Raw genomic sequence first — 14,872 nt, forward strand, 5'->3', positions numbered from 1 at the left:
CACACTGCCGTCACCCGCCGTTGATGTGAACCCCGGCCACAATCGATTCGTCGCCGTATGCCATCATCCTGACGTGTCCTGGGTCGACGCCGCGGCCCGCAGCATTCGCGAGAGCGCATGACCGAACCCGCATCCGCTCCCGACCGCCCGGCGCCCGCCGCGACTCAGTCCGATGCCGTGCTGTCCGATACCGAGCTTTCCGCCGACGAGCTGTCCGCCGTCGATGTATTGATCGTCGGCGGCGGCATCAACGGCGTCGCCATCGCCCGCGACGCCGCCGGCCGCGGCCTGTCGGTGCTGCTGTGCGAACGCGACGACATCGCCTCGCACACCTCCAGCGCCAGCACCAAGCTGATCCACGGCGGCCTGCGCTATCTCGAACAGTTCGAGTTCGCCCTGGTCGGCAAGGCGCTGGCCGAACGCAAGCGCCTGTTGCGCATGGCCCCGCACATCATCTGGCCGCTGCGCTTCGTCCTGCCGCACCAACCGCATCTGCGCCCGGCCTGGATGATCCGCATCGGCCTGTTCCTGTACGACCGCCTCGGCGGCCGGCGCGGACGCGGCCTGCCCGGCTCGCGCTCGGTCAACCTGCGCAAACACATCACCGGGCGGCCGTTGCGCGACGACTTCGTCCACGGCTTCGCTTACTCCGACGCCTGGGTGCAGGACGCACGGCTGGCAGTGCTCAACGCGATGGATGCGGCCGAACGCGGCGCGACCGTGCTGACCCGCACCGCCTGCGTCGCGGCGCAGCGCGGCGCCGAGGCCTGGGAGGTGCAGTTGCGCGGTCCCGACGGCGGGCCGCGGCGAGCACGCGCACGCGTGCTGGTCAATGCCACCGGCCCGTGGGCGGCGCGCTTCCTCGACGAAGTCGCACAGGTGAAGCACCGGCACAACCTGCGCTTGATCAAGGGCAGCCACATCGTCGTGCCGCGGCTGTTCGAACACGATCACGCCTACATCTTCCAACAACCCGATCGCCGCATCGTGTTCGCGATTCCTTACGAACACGACTACACCCTGATCGGCACCACCGACGTCGACTACCATGCCGATCCCGCGGCGCCGCGCATCGACGAGGCCGAAACCCAGTACCTGTGCGAGGCCGCCTCGCGCTATTTCAAGCGCGCCATCCAACCGAGCGACGTGGTCTGGACCTATAGCGGGGTGCGGCCGCTGCTCGACGACGAAAGCGACGCCGCCTCGGAGATCACCCGCGACTACCTGCTGACCCTCGACCGCGAAGGCGCGGCCTTGCTCAACGTGTTCGGCGGCAAACTGACCACCGCGCGCAAACTCGCCGAGGAAGCCTGCGACCGGCTCGCGCCCCTGTTCGGCGCGCCGCGCCCGGCCTGGACCGGTGCCGCGCCGCTACCGGGCGGCGACCTGCCCGATGCCGACTTCGAGGCCTTCCACGAGGACTTCAGCCTGCGCCGGCCGTGGCTGCCCGACGCCCTGGCCCTGCGCTTGTGCCGCAACTACGGCAGCCGCGCGCTGCGCATCGTCGAGAGCTGCTCGCATCTGGAAGAGCTGGGCGAATGCTTCGGCGCCGACCTGTACACCGCCGAGGTCGACTACCTGGTCGATTGCGAATGGGCGCGCAGCGCCGAGGACATCCTGTGGCGGCGCTCGAAGCTCGGGCTGCGCATCGACGCGGCGGGTGCGATGCAACTGCAGGGTTATGTTGCGCGACGTCTGGCTGGCCGGGTGGATGCACATGTACCAGCGGAGGATGTACCAGCGGAGGACGCATGAGCCGGGGCGCCGCTACGCACTGTCGGGAGTGCGCGTTCAGTCGCTCGTCCCTCCTATCGTCGTTCCCGAGAAGGCAGGCTCGGCTTTCATTTCGGCGAAGCCGAACCTCCAGGGCTTCTCCGAAGCATGGCTCTGGAGTCTGTGGATTCCCGCCTTCGCGGGAACGACGAAAGGAAGGAACTTCGTTTCCGTTAGTCGCCCACCACTCCTAACCGAACTATCGCCACGACTCGCAACGCCGTAGCCCCCCTCGATAACACCACCGACGTACCGACGCGACACCCAGGAGAGTCATCGCAATGGTCACACCGATGTCGCAATACCTCAGCGAGTTCACCGCCACCGGCATGTTGATCCTGCTCGGCAACGGCGTGGTCGCCGGCGCTCTGCTCAACCGGTCGAAGGCGCAAGGCGCCGGCTGGGGCGTGATCACCGCGGCCTGGGGGCTGGCGGTGCTGATCGGCATCTTCATCGCCGGACCGACCAGCGGCGCGATCATGAACCCCGCGCTGACCATCGCCCTGGCCGGCATCGGCAAGCTCTCGTGGGCGGTGGTGCCGGGCTATGTCGCCGCGCAGATCGCCGGCGCCTTCGCCGGCGCGGTGCTGGTCTGGCTGGCCTATCTGGCCCACTGGCGGATCAGCGACGACCCCGCCGCCAAGCTCGCGATCTTCTGCACCGCGCCCGCGGTGCGCGACACCAAGGCCAACGTCCTGACCGAAATCATCGGCACCTTCGCCCTGACCTTCGGCGCGCTCGCAGTCGGCGCCAACACGCTGGCGCCCGGCATGGGCCCGCTCGGCGTCGGCCTGCTGGTGGTGGTGATCGGCATGTCGCTCGGCGGACCGACCGGTTACGCGATCAACCCGGCGCGCGACCTCGGCCCGCGCATCGCCCACGCGCTGCTGCCGATCGCCGGCAAGGGCGGCTCCGACTGGGGCTATGCCTGGGTGCCGGTCGTGGCGCCGATCGTCGGCGCGCTGCTCGGCGCGTTCGGGTTTCAGGCGGTTTACGGCTAGGGAGACGCGAGGAGCGAGCGGAGAGGAGTGAGTAGGAGCGGCTCACGTCGTCATCCGAGTTCCTTCGCACTTCGCACAACGATCGTCTTCAACCAGCCGAACGCCCGCCCTGACTCACTTCTCGCTCCTCCGCACCAGGTTCCCGGCTTCTCACTCCTCTCCACTCACTCCTCATCAATGCCATGACCGAATCCTATATCCTCGCCATCGACCAGGGCACGACGAGCTCGCGCGCGATGCTGTTCGATCGCAACGGCGCGGTGGTCGGCGTCGCCCAGCGCGAATTCGAGCAGATCTTCCCGCGCCCCGGCTGGGTCGAGCACGACCCGCGCGAGATCCTCGCCAGCGTGCAGACCACCGCCATCGAGGCGATGACCAAGGCCCGGATCGGCGCCTCGCAGATCGCCGGCATCGGCATCACCAACCAGCGCGAGACTACGGTGGTATGGGACCGGCACACCGGCCAGGCGATCCACAACGCGATCGTCTGGCAGTCGCGCCAGACCGCGGCGATCTGCGACCAGCTCAAGGCCGACGGCTACGAGGCGCTGGTGCGCGAACGCACCGGCCTGCTGATCGACGCCTACTTCTCCGGTACCAAGGTCAAGTGGATCCTCGATCACGTCGAAGGCGCGCGCGAACGCGCCGAACGCGGCGACCTGTTGTTCGGGACCATCGACACTTGGCTGATCTGGAACCTGTCGGAGAACAAGGCTCACGTCACCGACTACAGCAACGCCTCGCGCACCCTCATGTACGACATCCACAAGCGCCAGTGGTGCCCGGAGCTGCTGAAGATGCTCGACGTGCCGGCGGCGATGCTGCCGGAGGTGCGTTCCAGCAGCGAGATCTACGCGCACACCGGCGCGCGGCATTTCTTCAACAACTCGGTGCCGATCTGCGGCGTCGCCGGCGACCAGCAGGCCGCGCTGTTCGGCCAGGCCTGCTTCGAGGCCGGCATGGCCAAAAACACCTACGGCACCGGCTGCTTCCTGCTGATGAACACCGGCGAGAAGGCGGTGCGTTCGGACAACGGCCTGCTGACCACGATCGCCTGGGGCATCGACGGCAAGGTCGAGTACGCGCTCGAAGGCAGCATCTTCGTCGCCGGTTCGGCGGTGCAGTGGTTGCGCGACGGCCTGCGCATGCTCGGCAAGGCCGGCGACTCGCAGGCCTACGCCGAACGCGCGCGTTCGACCGAAGGCGTGTATTTCGTGCCGGCGTTCGTCGGCCTCGGCGCGCCGTATTGGCGCAGCGACGTGCGCGGCGCGATGTTCGGCCTCACCCGCGGCACCAGCAAGGAACATTTCGTCCGCGCCGTGCTCGAATCGCTGGCCTACCAGACCCGCGACGTGCTCAGCGCGATGCAGGCCGATTCGGGCATCGAACTGAAGTCGCTGCGCGCCGACGGCGGCGCCATCGCCAACGATTTCACCGCCCAGTTCCAGGCCGATATTCTCGACGTGCCCCTAAAGCGCCCGAGAGTCAGCGAGACCACCGCGCTCGGCGCGGCCTATCTGGCCGGGTTGGCGGTCGGGTTCTGGGAAAGCCGAGAACAGATCGCCCGGCAATGGCAGGTCGAACGCAGCTTCGAGCCGCAGATGCTCGAAGCCGAGCGCGAGCGCCTGTATGCGGGTTGGAAGCGAGCGATCGAGGCGACCTTGGCCTTCAGCGTCGAGCACGCTTAGACGGCAGGTTCTTTGGTTCAATCCTGCGCAACCCCTCTCCCGTAAATGGGAGAGGGTATTCCGCGCGACAGTCGCTTCGACCTCAAGTCTCGCTCGGCACCTTGATCCGGAACCACGCCGCGTACAGCGCCGGCAGGAACAGCAGGGTCAACAGGGTCGCGACCATCAGGCCGCCCATGATCGCCACCGCCATCGGGCCGAAGAAGGCGCTGCGCGACAGCGGAATCATCGCCAGGATCGCCGCCAGCGCGGTCAACACGATCGGGCGGAACCGCCGCACCGTCGCGTCGACGATGGCCTTCCACGGCTCATGCCCTTCGCTGCGGTCCTGTTCGATCTGGTCGACCAGGATCACCGAGTTGCGCATGATCATGCCGGCCAGCGCGATCGTGCCGAGCATCGCGACGAAGCCGAACGGCACCCGGAACACCAGCAGGAACAGGGTCACGCCGATCAGGCCCAGCGGCGCGGTCAGCAGCACCATGAAGCTGCGCGAGAAGCTGCGCAACTGCAGCATCAGCAGGGTGAACACCGCGAACAGGAACAGCGGCATGCCGGCGTTGATCGACTTCTGCCCGCGCGCCGAGTCCTCGACGCTGCCGCCGATGTCGATCGAATAGCCGTACGGCAGCTTGGCGCGCAGCCCGTCGAGGGTCGGCGAGATCTGCGCCATCACGCTCGACGGCTGGGTACCGTCGTAGATGTCGGCGCGCACGGTCATGGTCGGCAGGCGGTCGCGGTGCCAGATGATGCCTTCCTCGAAACCGTATTCGAGGGTGGCGATCTGGGTCAGCGGCACGCTGCGGTTGTTGCTCGTCGGCACCATCAGGCTACCGAGCATGTCGAGCTGCAGGCGTTCCTGCTCGGGGCCGCGCAGCAGCATCTCGATCAGCTCGTTGCTTTCGCGATAGGTGCTGATGTGCGAGCCCGACAGCGAGCTGGACAGGAACTGCGACAACTGCGCCGAGCTGATGCCGAGCGCACGCGCGCGCTCCTGGTCGACCTGCAGGCGCACGACCTTGCTGGGCTCGTCCCAGTCGAGGTTGACGTTGGCGACGTGCGGGTTGGCGCGGATCTTCTCGCGCACCTGGTTGGCGATCTTGCGCACCTGGTCGATGTGTTCGCCGGACACGCGGAACTGCACCGGATAGCCGACCGGCGGCCCGTTCTCCAGTCGCGTCACCCGCAACTGCAGTTCCGGGAAGCGCGGCGCCACGTCCTGGATGATCCAGGTGCGCAGGGTCTCGCGGGCCTGCAGGTCCTTCGGCATCAGCACGAACTGGGCGAAGTTCGCCGCCGGCAGTTGCTGATCGAGCGGCAGGTAGAAGCGCGGCGAGCCGGTGCCGACGTAGGACACGTAATTGGCCAGGTCCTTGCGCTGCTTGAGCATGGCCTCCAGGCGCTTGGCCTGCTCTCCGGTCTGGCGCAGCGAGCTGCCTTCGGCCAGTTCCATGTCGACCATCAGTTCGGGGCGCACCGAGTCCGGGAAGAACTGCTGCGGCACGAAGCGGAACATGAACACCGACAGCAGGAAGGCGCCGACGGTGATGCCGATCACCAGCCAGCGCCGGCGCACGCACCAGGTCACCCAGCCGCGGAAGCGCACATAGAACTTGGATTCGTACGGGTCGTGGGCATGGCCGTCGATCGGCGGCTTCGGCGCGATCACGCTGGCGAGCATCGGCAGGCGCCGGGCCCAGGCCACGCGCGCATCGTGCCAGCGCGCGGCCAGCGAACCGGGCTTCGGCGGCGCCGCGGCGTGGCCGTAGTCCGGCAGCAGCTTGTCGCCGAGGAAGGGGATGAAGGCGACCGCGGCGATCCACGACACCAGCAGGGCGATGGTCACCACCTGGAACAGCGAGCGGGTGTATTCGCCGGTGCTCGAGGCGGCGGTCGCGATCGGCAGGAAGCCGGCCGCGGTGACCAGGGTGCCGGTCAGCATCGGGAAGGCGGTGCTGTCCCAGGCGAAGGCGGCGGCCCGCAGGCGGTCGAAGCCCTGCTCCATCTTGATCGCCATCATCTCGACCGCGATGATCGCGTCGTCGACCAGCAGGCCCAGCGCCAGCACCAGCGCGCCGAGCGAAATCTTGTGCAGGCCGACGCCGAAGAAATCCATCACCGCGAAGGTCATCGCCAGCACCAGCGGGATCGACAGCGCCACCACCAGACCGGTGCGCAGGCCGAGCGAGAAGAAGCTCACCAACAGCACGATCGCGACCGCTTCGGCGAGCACGCGCACGAACTCGCCGACCGATTCCTCGACCGCGGCGGGCTGGTCGGCGACCTTACGCAGTTCCATGCCGGCCGGCAGGGTCTTCTGCAGCCGCGCGAATTCCGATTCCAGGGTCTTGCCGAGCCGCAGGATGTCGCCGCCCTGCTTCATCGACACGCCGATGCCGATCGCATCCTGGCCCATGAAGCGCATGCGCGGCTGCGGCGGATCGGAAAAGCCGCGGCGCACGTCGGCGACATCGGCCAGGCGGAAGGTGCGGTCGCCGACCCGGATCGGGAATTCGCGGATCTGCTCGACCGAGGTGAACTGGCCGCCGACGCGCAAGGGCACGCGGCTGGTCGGGGTCTCGAAGAAGCCGGCCGCGACCAGGGCGTTCTGCTGATTGAGCGCTTCCTGCACGGCCTGCGCCGGCACCCCCAGGGTCGACAGCTTCACGTTCGACAGCTCGACCCAGATCTTTTCGTCCTGCACGCCGATCAGCTCGATCTTGCCGACGTCGGTCTGGCTCTGCAGCGCCAGTTGCACGCGCTCGGCGTAGTCCTTGAGCACGGCGTAGTCGAAGCCCTCGCCGGTCAGCGCATAGATGTTGCCGAAGGTGTCGCCGAATTCGTCGTTGAAGAACGGGCCGACCACGTCGCTCGGCAAGGTCGGGCGAATGTCGCCGATCTTCTTGCGCACCTGATACCACAGCGGCCCGATCTCGCTGGAGCGCATCGAATCGCGCGCGGCGAAGATCACCTGCGACTCGCCGGCGCGCGAGTACGAGCGGATGAACTCGTACTCGCCGGTTTCCATGAGTTTCTTCTCGATGCGCTCGGTGACCTGGCGCGAGACTTCCTCGGCGGTCGCGCCGGGCCACAGGGTGCGCACCACCATCACCTTGAAGGTGAAGGCCGGGTCCTCGCTGCGGCCGAGACGCAGATACGACATCGCACCGGCGATGGCCAGCACCAGCATGGCGTAGACGATCAGGCTGCGGTGGCGCAGGGCCCATTCGGAAAGATTGAAGCGCATGGATCAGCTCACTTCGTAGGCCCCTGTCCCGGCGGCGGGACAGGGTTGGGGTGAGGGTGCGGGCGGTAGCGCGGAGGCATGGCCGGCCTGGTCGGAGGTCGCAGGGAGCCGGGGGTCAGCGCTTTGCGGCGTTCGGCGCCGGGCGCTTGCCGCCGCTCGGCGAGGCGGGCTCGACCGGGTGGTTGTCGCGGTCGACGGCGAGGACTTTCTGGCCCTCGCGCAGCAGGTGGCCGCCGGCGGCGACGACCCAGTCGCCGGGCTGCAGGCCCGAGGTCACCGGCACCCGCTCCGGGCCGTAGGGACCGGTCTTGACCGGGCGCAGCTTGACCGTGCCGCTGTTGATGTCGACGACGAACACGGCGGCGCCGTCAGCGCTGCGCTGCACCGCCGCGAGCGGCACGCTGAGCCCGCTGGCGGCCTGGTTGGGCAGGTAGATGCGTGCGCTCTGGCCGAGCTCGAGGGTGCCGGCCGGCGCGTCGACGGTGACTCGCGCAGCGTAGGTGCGCGAAGCCGGGTCGGCCGCGGGCGAGACCTCGCGGACCCGGCCCGGCCAACGCTGGCCGGACTGCGACCACAATTCGATCAACACCTCCTGGCCCGGCTTGAAGGTCGCGATCGCGCCCTCGGGCACGGCGAAGGCGACTTCGCGGGCGCCGTCGGCGGCCAGCGCGAACACCTGCTGGCCGGCGGCGACCACCTGGCCGGCCTCGGCGCTGCGGCTGGCGATCACCCCGGCGCTCGGCGCGCGCAGATGGGTGTAGGCGGACTGGTTGCGCGCGACCTCGAGGTTGGCGCGGGCGGCGTTGACCTGGCCGAGCGCCGCCTTGGCCGCCGCGTCCTGGGCGTCCAGGGTCGAGCGGCTGACCAATTGGTCCTTGGCCAGCTGCGCATAGCGGATCTGGTCGGCGCGGGCGCGGCCGTAGTCGGCCTCGGCGGCGGCGAGCTGGGCCTGGGCCGCGCGCGCCTGGGCGTCGAGATCGCCGGCGTCGAGTACCGCCAGCACCTGGCCTGCGGCAACATGGGCGCCGACGTCGACCTTGCGTTCGACCAGCTTGCCGCCTACCCGGAACGACAGCGGGCTCTCTTCGCGGGCCCGGACCTCGCCGGCGAAGGCCGAGACTCCGTTGACGGTGCCGCCCGGGCGGGCGACCAGTACCGGCCGTGGGGACTCTTCGACCTGCTGGCCGTTGCCGCAGGCCGTCAGGACCAACACGAGCGCCGCGCCGAACAGCATCGGAGCGGAGGATGCGGCGGAAAAAGTCCGGTGGCGCATTGCGGTTGGCCTCATCGCGAATTAATGTACTTGCCAGTACTGTATAAATAACGAACCCGGTAGTCCAGTATTCCTTATGCCTTCGCCCCGCCCCTCCAGCTCCCCCCCGCCGCCGGCCAAGCCGGCCGGCCCTGGCCGCCCGAAGGACTTGAGCAAGCGCAACGCGATCCTCGACGCGGCCAAGCGCCTGTTCCTGGCCGAGGGGTTCGACGGGGTCAGCATGGACCAGATCGCCGCCGGGGCGGGCGTGTCCAAGCTCACGGTTTACAGCCATTTCGGCGATAAAGAGACCTTGTTCGGCGCCGCGGTCCAGGCCTATTGCGAGCAGCACCTGCCGCCGCTGATGTTCGTGCCCGACCCGGCCACGCCGCTGCGCGAGCGCCTGCTGGCGATCGCCAACGCTTTCTACGAGATGGTCAGCTCGCCCGAGGCGATCCAGATCCACCGCCTGCTGTGCTCCCCCCAGGTCGCCCAGTCGCCGCTGTCGAAGATGTTCTGGGAGGCCGGCCCGCAACGGCTGCACGACGAATTCACCGCCTTGCTGCAACGCCGGGTCGAGGCCGGCGAGCTGGAGATCGACGACGTGGCCCGCGCCGCGCCGCAGTTTTTCTGCCTGGTCAAGGGCGAGCCGCACGCTTTGCTGATGTTCGGCTGCGGCGCGCCGGGCCGGACCGAAGTGCGCGCGCACATCGACGCCTCGGTGACGATGTTCCTGCGCGCTTACGCCCGCCGCGAGCGCTGAAACCGCCGCGCCACGGCCCGAAACCCGCACGGTGCCGAGAGTTCCGGTGACTTTCGGCACTAAGCCCGGACCGGGGCGTGGTTAATTCTTTTGCTCCGGGGGTCGTGCGGTCCCGGTAGAATTCGCAGTTCCCACGCACCATGAAGACGCCCCGATGACTACGCTCGATTACGCCAAAGCACGTGAACTGATGGTCGAACAACAGGTTCGGCCGTGGGACGTGCTCGACCCGCGCGTGCTCGATGTGCTGGCGGCCCTGCCGCGCGAGGCTTTCGTCGACGAAGCGCACCGCAATCTGGCCTATACCGACGTGCAGCTGCCGTTGGCGCACGGCGAATTCATGATGAAGCCGGTGCTCGAAGGCCGCACCCTGCAGTCGCTCGCGGTCGACCCGACCGACGACGTGCTCGAGATCGGCACCGGCAGCGGCTACCTGACCGCCTGCCTCGGCCGCCTCGCCCGCGAAGTGGTCAGCCTCGAGCTTCACGCCGACCTCGCCGCCACCGCGCGCGCGCGCCTGGCCGCGCAATCGATCGACAACGTCCAGGTCGTCGAAGCCGACGCCCTGGCTTACCGCACCGACCGCCGCTTCAACGCGATCTGCGTGACCGGCGCGGTCGCCGAGATTCCGCCGCAGTGGCTGCAGTGGCTGCAGCCCGACGGGCGCCTGTTCGTCGTCCGCGGCCGCTCGCCGGCCATGGAAGGACTGCGGGTCACCGCCGGCGAACGCAACGATGTCAACGCTGCGCGCATCCAATCGTTGTTCGAAACCGACCTCCCCTATCTCGTCGGCGCGGCCCCCGCGCCTGCCTTCGAGTTCTGAACGCTCAAGGAAGCCGCATGATCCGCCGCCCTCTCGTTCTTGCCCTGGCCTTATCCCTGCTGCCGGCCGTCGCGTCGGCGGAAGACTTGTTGCAGACCTACGAACTCGCGCGCCAGGGCGACCCGCAGCTGTCGGCGGCCGAATCCAACCGTCTGGCGACCAAGGAAGACCGCATCCAGGCCCGCGCCGCGCTGCTGCCGTCCTTGTCGGGCACCGCGCGGTTGACCCGCAGCCGCACCACCACCGAAGGCGGCTCGGGCAGCAGCGACCCGACCGATCCGGACCCGGTCCCGGCCGGCGTCGACTTTCGCTCCGACAGCACCTCGCGCAACTACGCGCTGTCCGCGAGCCAGATGATCTACAACCGCGCCAGCATCAAGACCTACCAGGGTCAGAATGCGATCAGCCAGGCCAGCGACTTCACCCTGGAGTCGGCCAGCCAGGAACTGATCACGCGCACCTCGGCGGCCTACTTCGACGTGCTGGTGAAGCTCGAGAACCTGGCCGCCGCCGAAGCCGCCGAAACCGCGCTGCAGAAGCAGTTCGACTACGCCTCCAAGCGCCTGGAGGTCGGCCTGGCGCCGATCACCGACGTGCACGAAGCGCGCGCCCAGTACGACACCGCCCGCGCCGGCACGATCACCGCGCGCAACGCGGTCGAGGACGCTTACCAGGGCCTGAGCCAGATCACCGGCCAGCCGGTGCGCACGCTCAAGGCGCTGCCGGCCGACTTCAAGCCGAGCCTGCCCGAAGCGCAGGACGTCGAAGGCTGGGTCGCCAACGCGGTGCAGAACAATCCCTCGCTGCGCGCCCAGGACCTGCAGGTGCGCGCCGCCGAGATCGGCGTGGAGACCGCGCGCGCCGGCCATTGGCCGACCCTGAGCTTGAACGGCAGCTACGGCGACAACGCCAACTGGGGCGACCGCACCTTCATGGGCCAGACCATGAACGCCCCCGGCAACGCCAACCACGGCCCGAGCATCGGCCTGGAACTGTCGGTGCCGTTGTACGCCGGCGGCCGCATCCAGTCCGGCGTGCGCCAGGCCCTGGCGCGCCGCGACGCCGCCCAGGACGAACTCGAACGCCAGAAGCGCCTGCTGGTGCGCACCACCCGCAACGCCTATCAGACCCTGGTCGCCGGCATCAGCGAAGTCGAGGCGCGCCGTCTCGCCCTGGTCTCGGCGCAGGCCGCCTACGACGCCTCGCAGGTCGGCCTGGAAGTCGGCACCCGCACCGTGCTGGACGTGTTGAACAACCAGCGCACCCTGCTGGAAGCGCAGCAGGCCTATGCCCAGTCGAAATACAACTACCTGCAGAACCGTCTGCTGCTGGAGCAGGCCGCCGGCTCGCTCGACGTCGCCGACGTGCAGGACATCAACCGCCTGCTGACCGCCGACGCCGCCACCGACCTGGCGCCGCCGTTGACCCAGTAAGAGGACAGTCCGGATACGTCCGGAACGCTACGAAAAACCGCCGGCCCTCCGGCGGTTTTTTCGTTTGTGCGTATCCAACTGTAGGAGCGGCGTAAGCCGCGACCGCGGGACGCGCAACGACCTCAATATCTTCGTAGTCGAAGCCGCGTAGCTTCACCAGGGTAGGAGCGGCGCTAGCCGCGACCGCGCCCTGGCAACGACGGCGCGACCACGGGCACCGCTGCGAAGACGACGCTCTGCGGACGTTGGCGCAATGGTTGTGGGTTCGCGGTCGCGGCTTGCGCCGCTCCTACCCGCGTGCCGGTATTTTGCGTCGATGATTTACGACGACGATGGCGTTTCTGCCCATCCCGCAGTCGCGGCTCACGCCGCTCCTACAGGGCGCGGCGCGCAGCGCTCACGGCAGCGGCGGCAACGCCGGCTGCAGCAGGGCCATGGTGCGGGCCAGGGCGCCGCGGCCCAGTTCGACCAGGGCGCGGCCGGCGTCGATCATCCTGGCGCGCTCGATCGGGTCGGCCAGCAGGCGCTCGACCGCGGCTTCGACCGCGTCGGCGTCGGCGCCGATGCGCAGGGCACCGGCGGTTTCGAGCCGCTGTGCGATCTCGACGAAGTTGTGCAGGTGCGGGCCGGTCACGATCGGGGTGCCGGTGGCGGCGGGTTCCAGCAGGTTGTGCCCGCCGATCGCCTGCAGGCTGCCGCCGACGAAGGCGACGTCGGCGCAGGCGTAGAAGCTCATCAGTTCGCCGAGGGTGTCGATCACGAACACATCGTCGCCGGGCTGCGGCCAGCGCGCGCGCGAACGCGTCGACACCTGCCAACCGGCGCTGCGGGCATTCTCGGCGACCACCCGGAAACGCTCGGGATGACGCGGCGCCCACAACAGCAGCAGGCCGGGGAAACGTTCGCGCAGGCGGCGGTGCATGGCCACCGTCGCGGCTTCCTCGTCCTCGTGGGTGCTCGCCGCGATCCATACCGGCCGCTCGCCGGTGTGGCGGTGGCATTCGAGAGCGAATTCGTCGAGCGCGTCGGGCACGTTGACGTCGAACTTGAGGTTGCCGGTCTCGGTGACCTGCTCGGGGCGCGCGCCGAGTTCGACGAAGCGCGCACCGTCGGCGCGCGATTGCGCCGCGACCGTGCGCACCGTGCGCAGGGCGCGCCCGACCAGCGGCGCGAGCACGCGGTAGCCGCGCAACGAACGCTCGGACAAGCGGGCGTTGAGGATATAGGCCGGAATCCCGCGGTCGCGGCAGCCGAACAACAGGTTCGGCCACAGCTCGGTTTCCATGATCAGCGCCGCGCAGGGCTGGTGATGGCGCAGGAATCGCCCGACCGCGCCGGGCAGGTCGTAGGGCAGATAGACGTGCTCGACCGAGTCGCCCCAGGCCGAACGCGCGCGGTCCGAACCGGTCGGGGTGATCGTGGTCACCAGCAGGCGCAGGTCGGGACGGCCGCGCCGCAGGGCGTTCACCAGCGGGATCGCGGCGTTGACCTCGCCGACCGACACCGCATGCAGCCACAGGGTGCGGGTCTGCGCCGGACCGCGATAGACCGCGTAGCGCTCGAGCCAGCGTTGGAAATAGGCCGGCTGGCGGAAGCCGCGCCAGATCAGGTGATAGATCGTCACCGGCGCCAACAGATACAGCGCGACCGAATACAGGCCGCGCAACAGGCGCTCGATCAAGTCCTTCCGCATCCGACAAGGATAAAGCTTGCGGAGGTGATCCGGTCGTGGATGCGCTCATCGCACGGCGGGCCGGCCTCGACCGGGCGCGCAAAACCGCGATGCGCGGGCGTACGCGCCGCATCGGCGCCATGCACCGCGAGGCCCGCGGTGCGGCGCAGCCGCGCGATCGCCGGCCGCCGGACTGGCTGCTCGAAGCCGCGGCGATCCGCAGTGCACCGGCACTACACGCTCACCGCATAAACTATCGCCATGGCCGAACCCGTCCTGCCCCCCCGCCCTTCCCTGCTGGTGCCGCGCCTGTGGCCGATGTGGCTCGCCCTGGCCGCGATGTGTTTCGGCGCGCGCCTGCCCTGGGGCCTGCAACGCGCGCTCGGCCGCCTTATCGGCGCTTTCGCCCTGCGCGCGGCGAGCCAGCGCCGACGCGCGGCGCGCATCAACCTGGCGCTGTGCTTCCCTGAAAAGAACGAGGCCGAGCGCGAGGCCCTGCTGCGCGACAGCTTCCGCGACCTCGGCATCGGCTTCTTCGAATTCGCCCGCGCCTGGTGGGGCGAGGTCGCGCCGATGCGGCGCACCGTGCGCATCGAAGGCCTGGACCGACTCGACGAGGTGCGCGCGGCCGGCCGTGGCGTGCTGATGATCTCGGGCCATTTCATGACCTTGGAGATGTGCGGGCGGCTGATGTGCGACCACCTGCCGCTGGCCGGCATGTATCGCAAGCACCGCAACCCGGTCATGGAATGGGCGGTCAAGCGCGGCCGGCTGCGCTATGCCGCGGCCATGTTCACCAACGAAGAGATCCGCCCGGCGATGCGCCACCTCAAGCAGGGCGGTTTCCTGTGGTATGCGCCGGACCAGGACATGCGCGGCAAGGACACCGTGTTCGCGCCGTTCTTCGGCGTGCCGGCGGCGACGATCACCGCCACCCACCAGTTCGCGCGCCTCAGCGGGTGCGCGGTAGTGCCGTTCTTCCATCGCCGCGAAGGCGCCGACTACGTCCTGCGCGTCGGCGCGCCGCTGGCCGGGTTTCCGTCCAGCGATGCCACCCAGGACAGCACCCGCGTGAATGCCGAAATCGAGGCGATGGTGCGCGAAGCGCCGAGCCAGTACCTGTGGATCCACCGCCGCTTCAAGCGCCGTCCGCCGGGGATGCGCTCGCCGTACAAGAAACCGGCGGAGAACCAGGGCGCCGAAAACGCTTCGGCCTGACC

At 68.9% G+C, this 14,872-nt stretch carries 10 protein-coding genes; 7 read left to right on the plus strand and 3 right to left on the minus strand.

Annotated elements, in window-relative coordinates; genetic code table 11:
- The first annotated feature begins 117 nt into the window (after positions 1 to 117).
- The 3 genes from glpD (at position 118) to glpK (ending at position 4,462) form a co-directional block, all read left to right on the plus strand.
- Positions 118 to 1,755: a glycerol-3-phosphate dehydrogenase gene (glpD, locus tag AC6CH2_RS21945; RefSeq protein WP_498271071.1), complete on the plus strand. Its 1,638-nt coding sequence runs from the start codon at positions 118 to 120 to the stop codon at positions 1,753 to 1,755.
- 299 nt (positions 1,756 to 2,054) lie between these two features.
- Positions 2,055 to 2,774: an MIP/aquaporin family protein gene (locus tag AC6CH2_RS21950; RefSeq protein WP_498271072.1), complete on the plus strand. Its 720-nt coding sequence runs from the start codon at positions 2,055 to 2,057 to the stop codon at positions 2,772 to 2,774.
- 182 nt (positions 2,775 to 2,956) lie between these two features.
- Positions 2,957 to 4,462, plus strand: a complete 1,506-nt coding sequence (glpK, locus tag AC6CH2_RS21955) for a glycerol kinase GlpK (RefSeq protein ID WP_498271073.1) — start codon at positions 2,957 to 2,959, stop codon at positions 4,460 to 4,462.
- A gap of 82 nt (positions 4,463 to 4,544) precedes the next feature.
- On the opposite strand, the gene AC6CH2_RS21960 is transcribed toward glpK, so the two are convergent.
- Positions 4,545 to 7,709 (minus strand): efflux RND transporter permease subunit, encoded by a 3,165-nt coding sequence (locus AC6CH2_RS21960; RefSeq protein ID WP_435394772.1) that lies wholly within the window; start codon positions 7,707 to 7,709, stop codon positions 4,545 to 4,547.
- Positions 7,710 to 7,824: 115 nt separating this feature from the next.
- Entirely contained in the window at positions 7,825 to 8,943 is a 1,119-nt protein-coding gene (locus tag AC6CH2_RS21965) for an efflux RND transporter periplasmic adaptor subunit (RefSeq protein WP_498271092.1), read from the minus strand.
- A 115-nt stretch (positions 8,944 to 9,058) separates the two neighbouring features.
- On the opposite strand from AC6CH2_RS21965, the gene AC6CH2_RS21970 reads away from it, so the two are divergent.
- The 3 genes from AC6CH2_RS21970 (at position 9,059) to AC6CH2_RS21980 (ending at position 11,980) form a co-directional block, all read left to right on the plus strand.
- Positions 9,059 to 9,724, plus strand: a complete 666-nt coding sequence (locus AC6CH2_RS21970; RefSeq protein WP_498271074.1) for a TetR/AcrR family transcriptional regulator — start codon at positions 9,059 to 9,061, stop codon at positions 9,722 to 9,724.
- Positions 9,725 to 9,878: 154 nt separating this feature from the next.
- Positions 9,879 to 10,547 (plus strand): protein-L-isoaspartate O-methyltransferase family protein, encoded by a 669-nt coding sequence (locus AC6CH2_RS21975; RefSeq protein WP_435394775.1) that lies wholly within the window; start codon positions 9,879 to 9,881, stop codon positions 10,545 to 10,547.
- 17 nt (positions 10,548 to 10,564) lie between these two features.
- Complete coding sequence (locus AC6CH2_RS21980; protein ID WP_498271075.1) at positions 10,565 to 11,980, plus strand: TolC family outer membrane protein; 1,416 nt, start codon at positions 10,565 to 10,567, stop codon at positions 11,978 to 11,980.
- A gap of 397 nt (positions 11,981 to 12,377) precedes the next feature.
- On the opposite strand, the gene waaA is transcribed toward AC6CH2_RS21980, so the two are convergent.
- Positions 12,378 to 13,673 (minus strand): lipid IV(A) 3-deoxy-D-manno-octulosonic acid transferase, encoded by a 1,296-nt coding sequence (gene waaA / locus AC6CH2_RS21985; RefSeq protein WP_435394777.1) that lies wholly within the window; start codon positions 13,671 to 13,673, stop codon positions 12,378 to 12,380.
- A 240-nt stretch (positions 13,674 to 13,913) separates the two neighbouring features.
- Here waaA and lpxL point away from each other — a divergent pair, with 240 nt between their 5' ends.
- Positions 13,914 to 14,870, plus strand: a complete 957-nt coding sequence (gene lpxL / locus AC6CH2_RS21990) for an LpxL/LpxP family Kdo(2)-lipid IV(A) lauroyl/palmitoleoyl acyltransferase (protein WP_498271076.1) — start codon at positions 13,914 to 13,916, stop codon at positions 14,868 to 14,870.
- Positions 14,871 to 14,872: the final 2 nt, after the last annotated feature.

Source organism: Lysobacter sp. GQ73 (assembly GCF_059758755.1).